Annotated in this window: 8 protein-coding genes; all 8 read left to right on the top strand. The window is 43.9% G+C overall.

Features of this window, described 5'->3' with window-relative positions; all coding sequences use genetic code 11:
- Positions 1-17: 17 nt before the first annotated feature.
- Positions 18-425 carry a hypothetical protein gene (locus BB781_RS09625; RefSeq protein WP_129582682.1) on the top strand — a complete coding sequence of 136 codons (408 nt, stop codon included), beginning with the start codon at positions 18-20 and terminating at the stop codon, positions 423-425.
- Positions 426-722: 297 nt separating this feature from the next.
- A complete protein-coding gene (locus tag BB781_RS09620; RefSeq protein ID WP_094228280.1) occupies positions 723-4,238 on the top strand; it encodes a hypothetical protein in 3,516 nt (1,171 codons plus the stop codon).
- 22 nt (positions 4,239-4,260) lie between these two features.
- A complete protein-coding gene (locus tag BB781_RS09615; RefSeq protein WP_129582681.1) occupies positions 4,261-6,513 on the top strand; it encodes a cohesin domain-containing protein in 2,253 nt (750 codons plus the stop codon).
- 188 nt (positions 6,514-6,701) lie between these two features.
- Complete coding sequence (locus tag BB781_RS09610; RefSeq protein ID WP_129582680.1) at positions 6,702-7,247, top strand: hypothetical protein; 546 nt, start codon at positions 6,702-6,704, stop codon at positions 7,245-7,247.
- A gap of 54 nt (positions 7,248-7,301) precedes the next feature.
- Positions 7,302-7,562: a winged helix-turn-helix domain-containing protein gene (locus BB781_RS09605; protein ID WP_094228277.1), complete on the top strand. Its 261-nt coding sequence runs from the start codon at positions 7,302-7,304 to the stop codon at positions 7,560-7,562.
- A 308-nt stretch (positions 7,563-7,870) separates the two neighbouring features.
- The gene (locus BB781_RS09600; RefSeq protein WP_207205271.1) at positions 7,871-8,599 is read left to right on the top strand and encodes a hypothetical protein; all 729 of its coding nucleotides are present in this window, start codon (positions 7,871-7,873) and stop codon (positions 8,597-8,599) included.
- A 229-nt stretch (positions 8,600-8,828) separates the two neighbouring features.
- Complete coding sequence (locus BB781_RS09595) at positions 8,829-9,518, top strand: hypothetical protein (RefSeq protein WP_242492607.1); 690 nt, start codon at positions 8,829-8,831, stop codon at positions 9,516-9,518.
- A 170-nt stretch (positions 9,519-9,688) separates the two neighbouring features.
- Positions 9,689-12,318: DUF7507 domain-containing protein (locus BB781_RS09590; protein ID WP_094228276.1), on the top strand; the 2,630-nt coding region annotated here is incomplete at its 3' end.

Here is a 12,318-nt window from a genome sequence, read left to right as displayed (position 1 = left end):
AGGAAGAGTTTATGAGTATGATAAGAATGATACCATTTCTGAAAAGATTTTTTCTTTATCTTACCATTTTATTTATTTTGTGGCTCCCCATCGGTGGAAGATATTTTGCCGCTTCTGTTGTAATTGTAGATCTTCAGAATTTCTTTTTGTTCTATCTGCCCTTGAACTTCCTGCCTTTTGTAGCACTCGTGCTTGCCACAGCTCTCCAAAGGAAGAGGACCATAAAGATTTTACTCATAGGCTTTTTGCTTACAATAACTTTTAATTTATTAATAGTGTATTTGCAACTCTTTTTTTTCGCTTATCAGGATCAGTTGCTTTACATCTATGCCATTGGAAGAATAGCTTTTCCCTTCCTCTTATGGATTACTTTTACCTACGATAGCTTCATTGTCCCCTTACAAAAAACATCTGATAAAATATGATCTTTTTGCTTTTTTGTTATTTTTGGTGCATGTGATCATGTAAATTTCCCATGTAAGTTATGTCATCTATAGTATCTTTGTTACGGAACTATATTACGAATATTATCTTGCGAACTGTTTTCTGAACCTGTATTTCTTATCGGTTTATAATATCTGACTTCGTATCATTATTTGGGGTTGTCAGGGGGTTATCCAAGGCAACTTCACTCGGGTATCATTAAACGATTGGAGACGGAGTCATAAGTCACGTTTGATGGTATCGAAGAGTCGGTATGGCTTAAGAAAGGAGGATATAATATGAAAGTGAAGTTGAAGCATGAGCTTTTAGTGGTTGCTATTGCTCTTATTGCAATTATCTCAATGGCAGCTGCAGCAAGTGCTCAAGATGATGTAAATACATTGCGGCTCTATGGTGAGAATGGTTATAGCGCAGCATTCCCTTATACGGATCCTGTAGCTCCATTTGACCCAATGAACCCCGAAGCACCGCAGAAAGATTTTGTGACATTCAACCCGGCCTTAATGGAAGACTGGATAGTTGTCAATAATATTGACTCCAAACAGAAGGTCTTTGCAAGGCAGTGGTTCGTACCTGAGTACACAGAACCCACAGGTATGGTATGGCTGGATGAATTCAGGCGCTCTTATGAAGTCGTTTCCGATAATGAAACAATCGAAATGGAAGAGAAAGTGGATGAATCCGAATTGAGAGAGATGTCCCTTGACATTTACCAGAAACCAGTTAAAAATGTCAAGTGGATACCCAACCATAATGAATATACCTGGGAAGATGTGGTCACAGAATATACCTACATGTTTGTTGACAAACACTACCAGCCACGCGAAGCTACAGCAAAGAGCCCAACTGGGGCTTACTGGACTAACTTCTGGTTCCCTGTCGCAGACCGTGATGATGCCCAGATAGGTCTTGACAGTTTTGACATCAATGATGACGGCAAGGATGATATGGTAACCCTCAGGAGGGTTGGTGATTTTAACAGGGACGGTCACAAGGATATAAGCATCAGTTCCGAGCTGTTCGCCGTCAATATCGGTGACAGGCTACAGTTCCTTGACCACATAGTAGAGGTCGAGGGAATCTATTACGTCGGCGGCAAGCTTGATTCCGTAGCTGTGAAGATCTTCTACAACGGTAACACTAACCCTGAACAGATAGGCGGTATACATGTCATCGAGGTTGATGACGGTATTCTCAGTTCCGGACGTCACACAGTAACAGACGATTATCCACAGTTCTACGAACCATGGTATCTTAAGGTAGAGGGAGCTGCCGCAGGCATGGACAAGGTCCTTGTACGCGTCGGACGTCAGATCTATGAAAGAGAGACATTCTTCGTAGACGGTGCTGAATATGATGTTGCAAGGATATACGGTTCTGAAAAGTACAATGTCAAGTACATAACCATCAGAAACCCTGTACCAGAACACCAGGACGTTTCACTGAACGATCTTTCAGTCGTTAAGAAGATGGTTGATAACGGCGAATACATCCCTATGTTGCCACCACTCAACATGGTACACACCATGATCGATGATATCAACATTATGCACACACTGGGAGCGGAAGGCACAACCTGCTACTATGGCGACCTGCTTAACAAGAACGCGCCGGATGGCGAATGGTATGAATCTATGTATATTGATTCTTATTATGATACCATTGAGGAGCGGAAGATCTATGATGTAGACCCACTGCTTATCTACTTCATTGACAAGACAGAAGAGCCAAGGCTCCACACCAACCTGCTGGAGATCCTTGACGAGGACGAGATCGAAGCATGGAAGTGGCTGCACATCAGGACAATGCCTGATTTCTACAAGGAATTCGTATATCCTGAACTGCCTGATGCAGATGACAGGTACGGAGACTTCCTCTTCACCAGCTCATGGAGAGCACCAAACTCTGATGTCTGTGAGACACCAAGGGACGTAGTTCTTCCACAGAGAGTGATGTTTGTATATGACCAGGTCGAAGGTTTCACTGACCTCTATATCAATGAGATCGACGAGACCACCAACGGACTGAGGATATACGGTGAGAACGGTTACAGCGCAGCATTCCCATATACTGATCCGGAAGGACCATTTGACCCGATGAGCCCTGAAGCACCAATTAAGGACTTTGTCACCATCAACCCTGCAAAGATAAAGGCAGGTATAGTTGTGGACAACAGGGACTCCTGGCAGAAGGTCTTCTTCAGGCAGTGGTTCGTACCTGAGTACGTTGAGCCGACAGGCCGTGTATGGATCGACGAGCCTAATAAGTACGTCTGGGAAGATGTTGTCAATGAATTTACCTACATGTTCATAGACAAGCACTACCAGCCAACAGAAGGTACGGCAATCAGCCCAACCGGAGCATACTGGACCTACTTCTACTTCCCAGTCGCAGACCGCCTTGGCCAGACAGGTCTTGACAGTTTCGATATCAACGGTGATGGCAATGACAATATTGTCTATCTTATGGATGTAGGAGACTTCGCTGATGAGATGTATCCAGGTGGAGACGGACTGAAAGACATATCCATTGCATCTGAGCTCTTCTCAATTAACATAGGAGACAGGCTGCAGTTCCTTGATCACATTGTAGAGATCGAGGACATATACTACAAGAACGGTCAGCCGGATTCAGTTGCAGTAAAGGTTTACTACAATGGTAACACCAACCCTGGACAGATCGGTGGTCTGCACGTTCTTGGTGTAGGCAATGAGATCCTGAGTTCCGGACGTCACACAGTCACCGAAGATGCTGCTCCACAGTTCTATGAACCATGGTACATGAGGACCGAAGGTGTCAACCCGAACAATGGAAAGGCCCTTGTACGCGTCGGACGTCTGCTCCACACAGGTGAGACATTCTTCGTTGACGGTGCCGAGTATGACGTTGCAGCTATCTTTGGTAGCGAGGATGACAATGTCAAGTACATTACCATCAGGAACCCGATACCAGAACACCAGGATGTTGCACTGAACGACCTCTCAGTCGTTAAGAAGATGGTCGATAACTATGAGATCGTTCCTGTACTGCCACCATTCAACCGCGAGTACATCATGATCGATGACATCGATGTGCCACACTCCGTGCCAGATGAGACTACGACCTGCTACTACGGTCAGATACTTGCTGACGGAGTAGGAACACCAGGATTCAATGATCTGCTGTGGTATCAGGACAGGTACATAAGCAGCTCATGGGATACAATTGCAGAGCGTATGTTCACTGTCCCGGCCCTTGAGGTATACTTCACTGGTAAGGACATTGAAGAAAGGTTCCACACCAACTTGCTGGAGATCCTTTGCGAAGGTACATACAACACTGCATCATCCAACTCTGTAGCACCAGTTCAGAGCTGGGTATGGCTGCACATAAGGACAATGCCAGACTTCTACAAGGAGTTTGTCTATCCGGATGTACCAAATGCAGGCGGAGCAGGTGACTATCTGCTGACCAGTTCGTTCCTTGCACCGAACTCTGTACTGTGTGATGGCATTGATCTGGAAACCGAATGCGGATACCAGAGGCTCATGTTCACGCACAACCCAATGGACGGTACAGGACTGTACATGAATGGCGGAGTACCTGCTGGCAACAATGAACCACCAGTTGTTGATGAGACAAAGGGTGACTACAACGGTGATGAAGTTGTCAACTTCTTTGACTTCGTTGAATTTGCAGCTTGCTACAACTCAGTAATGGGTGACAGCAACTACAATGCAATCTTCGACTTCAATGATGATGGCGCAATAGACTTCTTTGACTTTGTAGAGTTTGCAGGAGTATATCAGTCTTAAGCCTGATGTAAGAGGTGAAATCATGACAAAAATAACATGGAAAGGAATGGCGGGATCTGCTGCCATCCTTTTAATATTTTGTGCATGTTTCATGGTAGGCGTAGGACTTGCAGCGGCTGCACCATCGGTGTCAGTAGATCCACAAACCAATGAGTACGATGCAGGTGATACGTTCCAGGTCAGTATATTGGCGGATTCCGATGCGTCTGACCTACGTGCCATGAACCTGCAGCTGGACTATGATCCGGCAGTTCTCCAGGTCAATAGTATAACCAACAACAACCTGCTTGGAGCAGGAGCACTGGAAGCACCGGGAAGTGGGGATGATGGAGCAGGAACCATTACCTATGGTATTGCAGCCACATCCGGTCCATATGCACCAGTAGCCGGTAGCATGATCACTATTAATTTTGAAGTGAAAGCGGGAGCTGCTGATGGTATCTATGACCTTGACCTGATGAATGTGATACTCTTAGACGAGACCAGCACGGCTATTGCCGGAGTAGCTATCATGGATGCAACGGTGAAAATTGGTGATGATGTATTACCACCAGTGCCCGCTGATCCGACAGTGAAGATCACTCCTGCAATGAGCGGTCCGGTTGCTCCGGGAGCCACATTCCAGGTAATGGTTGATGTGGATTCCGCTGATGAGGCCCTTCGTGCTGTGAACCTGCAGCTGAAATACGATGCTGCAGTTCTCATGGTGAACAGTGTGACCAACGAGAACCTGCTTGGAGCAGGAGCACTGGAAGCGCCAGGCAGTGGTGACGACGGTGCAGGTACCATTATATATGGTATTGCCTCCACCGCAGGAGCTTACACGCCGCAAGCCGGTACTATGCTGACCATCGAATTCGAAGTGAAGGCAGGTGCTGCAAATGGCATCTACAACCTTGTTCTGGACAATGTGGGACTTATGGACGAGACCAACACGGCAATCGCCGGAGTTGTTGTCACTGATGCTACTGTACAGGTAGCTGACGGTCCTGTTGTAATGCCGGAGGTAATGGTATCTCCAAATGCAAGCGGACCAGTCGATATCGGTGAGACATTCCAGGTTGAAGTGATGGTCGATTCAGCCGACAAGAACCTGCGTGCTGTGAGTCTACTGCTTGGCTATGATCCTGCAGTACTTATGGTGACCGACATAAATGATGAGAACTTGCTTGGAGCTGGAGCACTAGTGGCACCTGGAAGTGGTGACAATGGTGCAGGTACCATATCGTATGGTATTGCAGCCACAGGTGGGGTCTACACACCAAAGGCCGGAGCAATGTTAACCATTGAGTTTGAAGTGAAGGCAGGTGCAGCAGACGGTGTCTACGACCTTGACCTGATGAACGTGGTTCTCCAGGACCAGGCTAATGCAGCAATTCCGGGAGTTGTGGTCACGGATGGAACTGTTGAAGTTTCCACAGTACCAAATGTTGTACCAGAGCCGGAGATAGTCTCCCATGCAGATGGTGATGTTGTCTCAAAGACACAGATAGTCGAAGTTGTAGATAATTCCGGTCAGGATGATATCAATACTGCAACGTTTGCTGTCTTTGCAGATACCAATAGTAACTGCATTGACGATGATGTCGGCAATGTCTGGACTGTGTTTGCAACAGATAATGACGGTTCAGATGGCTGGACAGGCGTGCTTGATACAACTGGTGTACCTGACGGACAGTACCTGATAAAAGCTACATTGGACGATGGAAAAGATTCAGCATTCAACACAGTGTGTGTTGAAGTGTACAACCCCGAAGGAATAATACTCCTGCCGGGTTGGAATCTGATCTCATTCCCAGAGACGCTTGAGGATGCAACAATTGACTCTGTGCTTCAGGACTTTGATGATACAGAGATCGATAGTGTATTCTATGACGATGCATCTACCGGAATGATGGTTGTACCAACCAGTTTCGAACCATTGAAGGCATATTGGGTGCACAACAATCTGGACGAAGAGGTAGTTATAATCAAAGATTACCTCACACCAAAGGTGCCATCTACACCACCATCGCTGAGACTCTATCCGGGATGGAATGCTGTTGGCCACAATACAAAGGTCGAGCTATCTGCAGAGATTAGTCTCTCAACTATTGACAACAGCTACATCAAGGTAACCGGACCATGGGTTACCTCTGCAAACGAGTATGCCTATGTGGGCTACAACGGTGTGGAAGGTGTCATCAATGGTAACCAGGTAGGTACCGATGTATTTAGCATGAGCGTGTACGAAGGATATTATGTATTCGTGGACGAGGAGTGCGTATTGGCCTGAAGGCTCAATGAAACATGAAGGATCGCAGTGAGATACTTTCTCACTGTATTTTTAATTTATCGAAGGTGGGACGTATGATATGTGGTAAAAGAAAAAGAGTTTTATTACAGGTATTAATAGTTCTATTTGCATTCCTGGTGGTACCTGCTGCAGCTAACCAACCTCCTATAGTGTTAGAAGGTAATTTGTTGGTTGATGGAAAACCCGCAGTTGTGGGAACAGAGGTTGCTATAGTTGTTGATGGAAATGTCATAGGTGAAACAACTGTGACCACAGAAGGGGTTATTGGTGATAAACGCGGCAATAGGCTGGGTATACCCACAGGTTATGATCTGGTCAAGGTTTATGTGGACGGGGTGGAAGCACAGACCTTAGATCTCAAAAATTACCAAAGCGGAGAGGCAGTGTCGCTGGACATTAGTGCAACTGTTCTAGCTGAAGAAAAACCAGTATCTTCAAGTACATCAGGGGGGGGCGGAGGTTATATTAGCGTTGCTACTACTGAACAACCCACTGAAGAAGATACATTTGAATCTGTGCCTGATGTTGCAGATGAATCAACACTTTCAAGCACAATAGACGAAGTAGCTGATGAGGTCGTAAATGATGAAGCAGACGATGGTGGCTACTCACCTGTAACTGGTGTTAACGGTATGCTTGCTATACTGGGCCTTATCCTTGTTGGAATTATTGTTGTTCATGGATACAGGTCTAAGAATAAAGCTGGAAAATGATGTTGGAATGAAGCGTTCTTCCAACTTTTATTTCTCATGGGTGGGTACCTGCAAATGAAAGAACAGACTGTAACCAGTGGATGTGATTATATTAGAAGAAGCAGAACGACAATTAGCGTGGAAATATTAAAAGCTGCATTAGAGGGGGCTAAAAAAACACACATCGTTTACAGTGCAAATTTGAATTTTGAAATGGTAAACAGGTATCTTGAAATCCTGGAAGAAAAAGGACTTATCGAACGTAAAGGGAATCTGTATGTAACAACTTCAAAGGGTAAAGAGTTTCAGGAGATTGCAAAGGAATTAGGTATCTAGTTTTTATTATCAATTTGCATGTTACTGAATTTCAGTGATTTTCTCAAAGTTTAAAAACTTTTACTTTTTTACTTAACTTGTACATAAAATGTAGATACTTTGTACAGTATCTGTCTTAATTATTTATTAATATGTTCACTCTATTTAAAGTATAATACAGTCTATGTTCACAGATAAATGTATAAAGGGTCATGATGTTTATACCTATGTCCACAGTAAGTATTTGTTATAAAGCTTAGCAATTGGGTGTAATAATGTTCTCTGGACTACTCCAAGAATTTAGCCCAAAACGCAAATGGAGGAAAAAAATGCTGACCCGAGAATTAATATACGGATTAATGCCCTACTCTGTTCATCAAAAGATTGTGAAATTGAAATGTAAATTCAAAAAACAGGACAATCTTCTGATAGAAAATCACCTGGCACTATATCCTCATTCTCTTGATATTAATAAAGTGGTGAGAGAGGATCTGGATAAATGCGTTGCTTTTTTACCATATTGTGCAAAGCCTATGGGTGAACACAAATGTCCGACATCGGACAAGGTCCACCATAGGAAGAATCAGAAGTGCATCAAAGTTTCCGGAGGAAGGTGCGATATACCATGTTCCCTTGGTGAGATGGTGGATGTTCTTTTAAAGCATGGTTTTAAAAAAGATCAGATATTTGTAATAGACCGTGATTCCAACCTTTTCCCCTGGCTCATACAAAAAAGGAAGGAAGGTTATGAGTATTTCATGCCTGGAATAGGTTGTAAATACGGTGTATCTTATGCCATAGATTATATTGGAAAGAAGCTCGGTTACAAAGGATGCATAGCCTTTGTTGATGATTATTGCCCTGGTGACAAGGATACTGGTGTCTGTAAATGCATGAACGATTATCTTGCGATGGAAGGTGTGGACAAAGGAAAAATGACCAAAATACACAAAGAGACAATTATCCTGATGGACCGCATTCTCTCGGGGGATTATCAGAATTTGGAGGGTGTTCCTAACAAATCACCCCATTCATATGAAGTTCCTTCCAGTACATAGATCGGGGAATCTTCCGTTGCTTTCAGAGATATGCGGCAAATTATAAAAAAGATCAGTTATCCTACTTTTTTACATTTTTCATTTGTATATTTTTTCATAATCTCAAAAATAGAGATTTTGAATGCTATTTTATTGCAACGCCAAGGTTTTAGAACCATGATCCAGCTATAGTTGATTATGGGACGTGCACATACACCCAGATGAATTGTGTAGTTAAGAGGTTTCCTTCATGAAAATATCGATGTTGGAGAGATTATATTCTTTAATTCCTTACTCTTTGAACAGACGATTGATAGAAAATAGATTGAGTCCCATCCCGGTCAATGATCAGTTGCTCAGTTGGAGCGTAGCTATCTCCTCGCCTTCTGTCGACCTGCAAAAAATAGTAGCTGATGAGTTGGATAGTTGTATTTCTTTTCTTCCTTACTGTGCCAAACCCTCCGGTAATTCTATTTGTCCTATGTCTGATAAACGGAATTCAAGGAAAAACAGGAAATGTTTGAAATTGGATGGTAAAAATTGTAATGTCCCCTGTTCCCTTGGTGATATGGTAGATCTTTTGAAGAAAAAAGGATTTACAAAAGACCGGATATTTATAATTGATAGTGATTCTAACCTTTTTCCTTGGCTTGAACAGAAAAAAAGTGAAGGGTATAACTATTTTCTTCCTGGTGTTGGCTGCCATTATGGTGTAAGTTATGCATTGAAATATGTCCAAAAAAAGATTGGGTTGGAGGGCTGTATAATTTTCCTGCAGGATTATAATCCTCTGGACAAGGACCATGGTGTTTGTAGAAGCATTTTTGACTATAACAGCATGGAAAAGATTGACAGGGGGAAAAGAACCAAGATCGGTAGTGAATCGCTCAAAATAATTGAATATATATTGTCCGGAGAAGTTGACCCGAAGATTGAATAAGCAACATTCTCACTGACTTCTGTTTTCATTACAAGCTTCTAAATGATAATCCTTCACTATATTACAGAATATTTCTACTGAATTATGTTTGCTGCCATAATAAATAGTGACATATCCAAATTATTTGCTGGTAATAAATACCTTTTTACTTATATAAGGGTGGGGCAAGCATGACAAAATGTAGAACACTTTTTGCGATAGCATTAGTGTTTATCGCAATATCAGGAACAGCAGTAGCTGTTACTGTGGATGGAAAAAGAAGCACAGGAGAATGGAATGAGAATTGGAATTTTGGTCAGATGAATGGTACTGACTATGATCCAAATGGGCCGTTTGGAAATAAGATGGTTGTATTCCAGAATGGAAACTGGTATGACGATGATCCTGCTTCTGATGCAGGTACGAATTTTAATGAGAATCTTAGTACCCAGGGGCCATATCCAAGTGGTTATGACATAAAGGGAATATATGCTCATTACGACGTTATAAATGATACTCTGTATGGTCTGTGTACCGTATACGGTTTGCCAGGTGACCTTGATGGTGATGGCGATATAGCAGGACTTACTTCAAATGGTGACACATCAGGGAGTGTTACCGCAAATCCAATCACGGGCATCGGCCCAGCTGAACAGTGGAGTATTATCATATCACAGGAAGATAAACTCCTGATGATTGTCATCACAAATAATGGCTGGACTGTCAATGCAATAGGTTTTACAGGACTCGATGAAAATGACGTATTTGCTGCAAATAGTAATGCCGGAGGATATGATAATTGTAGCGATTGCGTATATGAGATCTCTATAAATAACCTGTCTGAGCACTTCGATATGAGCTTTGGCAAAAGTTTCAGTGTAGCTGCCGGTGCAGGAGGGTATATTGACATTGTAGGAGAGGACATTGCGGCAGTATTCTTTGAAATTCCTACTCCGATCATTGATATAGAAAAATCAACGAATGGAGTTGATGCTGATTTGGCACCAGGTCCGGGAATACCGGAGGGTGGGAATGTTACCTGGGAATATGTTGTAACAAACACAGGTGATGTACCACTGGAAAACATAGCTGTTACTGACGACAAACTTGGTCCTATTACTAATATAATCGACAAGGGCGATGGCGACGATGTCCTTGCCGTAGGTGAGGTCTGGGTACTTGAAGCAACCGGAACTGCTGAGTGTGGCCAGTACGAGAACAATGCCACAGTTGTTGGTTTCTTCGATGTGATCCCGGTGTTCGATACAGATCCAAGCCACTACTTCGGTGAATGTCCTGACATTGATATTGAGAAAGCTACCAACGGTGTTGATGCTGATGTTGCTCCTGGTCCCGGAATTGCTGAAGGTGCCGTTGTAACATGGACCTATGTTGTAACCAACACAGGCAATGTTCCTCTGAGCAATGTTGTCGTTACCGATGATCAGGGACTCGTTCCAGTCTACCAGAGCGGTGATACCAACACTGACGGTATCCTTGACCTTACTGAGACCTGGACCTATGAGGTTACAGGTACTGCTGAGTGTGGTCAGTATGCTAATCTCGGTAATGTGACAGGTGACTATGGCGATGTAGTTGTGACCGATGAGGATCCAAGCCACTACTTCGGTGAATGTCCTGACATTGATATTGAGAAAGCAACCAACGGTGTTGATGCTGATGTTGCTCCTGGTCCCGGAATTGCTGAAGGTGCCGTTGTAACATGGACCTATGTTGTAACAAACACAGGTAATGTTCCTCTGAGCAATGTTGTCGTTACCGATGATCAGGGACTCGTTCCAGTCTACCAGAGCGGTGATACCAACACTGACGGTATCCTTGACCTTACTGAGACCTGGACCTATGAGGTTTCAGGTACTGCCGAGTGTGGCCAGTATGCTAATCTCGGTAATGTGACAGGTGACTATGGCGATGTAGTTGTGACCGATGAGGATCCAAGCCACTACTTCGGTGAATGTCCTGACATTGATATTGAGAAAGCTACCAACGGTGTAGATGCTGATGTTGCTCCTGGTCCCGGAATTGCTGAAGGTGCCGTTGTAACGTGGACCTATGTTGTAACCAACACAGGCAATGTTCCTCTGAGCAATGTTGTCGTTACCGATGATCAGGGACTCGTTCCAGTCTACCAGAGCGGTGATACCAATACTGACGGTATCCTTGACCTTACTGAGACCTGGACCTATGAGGTTTCAGGTACTGCCGAGTGTGGCCAGTATGCTAATATCGGTAATGTGACAGGTGACTATGGCGATGTAACAGTGGATGACAGTGACCCGAGCCACTACTTCGGTGAATGTCCTGACATTGATATTGAGAAAGCTACCAACGGTGTAGATGCTGACGTTGCTCCTGGTCCCGGAATTGCTGAAGGTGCCGTTGTAACGTGGACCTATGTTGTGACCAACACAGGCAATGTTCCTCTAAGCAATGTTGTCGTTACCGATGACCAGGGACTCGTTCCAGTCTACCAGAGCGGTGATACCAATACTGACGGTATCCTTGACCTTACTGAGACCTGGACCTATGAGGTTACAGGTACTGCCGAGTGTGGTCAGTATGCTAATATGGGTAATGTGACAGGTGACTATGGCGATGTAGTTGTGACCGATGAGGATCCAAGCCACTACTTCGGTGAATGTCCTGACATTGATATTGAGAAAGCAACCAACGGTGTTGATGCTGATGTTGCTCCTGGTCCCGGAATTGCTGAAGGTGCCGTTGTAACATGGACCTATGTTGTAACCAACACAGGTAATGTTCCTCTGAGCAATGTTGTCGTTACCGATGATCAGGGACT

Source organism: Methanolobus psychrotolerans, assembly GCF_002243045.1.
Taxonomy (GTDB): Archaea; Halobacteriota; Methanosarcinia; order Methanosarcinales; family Methanosarcinaceae; genus Methanolobus; species Methanolobus psychrotolerans.
Note: the sequence above shows the minus strand (reverse complement) of the source record. Positions and strands in the feature narration are given on the sequence as shown.

Bases quoted from the DNA above. Each gene is read 5' to 3' on its own strand.
- BB781_RS09625 (WP_129582682.1), top strand. From the start codon at position 18: ATGATAAGAATGATACCATTTCTGAAAAGATTTTTTCTTTATCTTACC.
- BB781_RS09620 (WP_094228280.1), top strand. From the start codon at position 723: ATGAAAGTGAAGTTGAAGCATGAGCTTTTAGTGGTTGCTATTGCTCTT.
- BB781_RS09615 (WP_129582681.1), top strand. From the start codon at position 4,261: ATGACAAAAATAACATGGAAAGGAATGGCGGGATCTGCTGCCATCCTT.
- BB781_RS09605 (WP_094228277.1), top strand. From the start codon at position 7,302: ATGAAAGAACAGACTGTAACCAGTGGATGTGATTATATTAGAAGAAGC.
- BB781_RS09600 (WP_207205271.1), top strand. From the start codon at position 7,871: ATGCTGACCCGAGAATTAATATACGGATTAATGCCCTACTCTGTTCAT.
- BB781_RS09595 (WP_242492607.1), top strand. From the start codon at position 8,829: ATGAAAATATCGATGTTGGAGAGATTATATTCTTTAATTCCTTACTCT.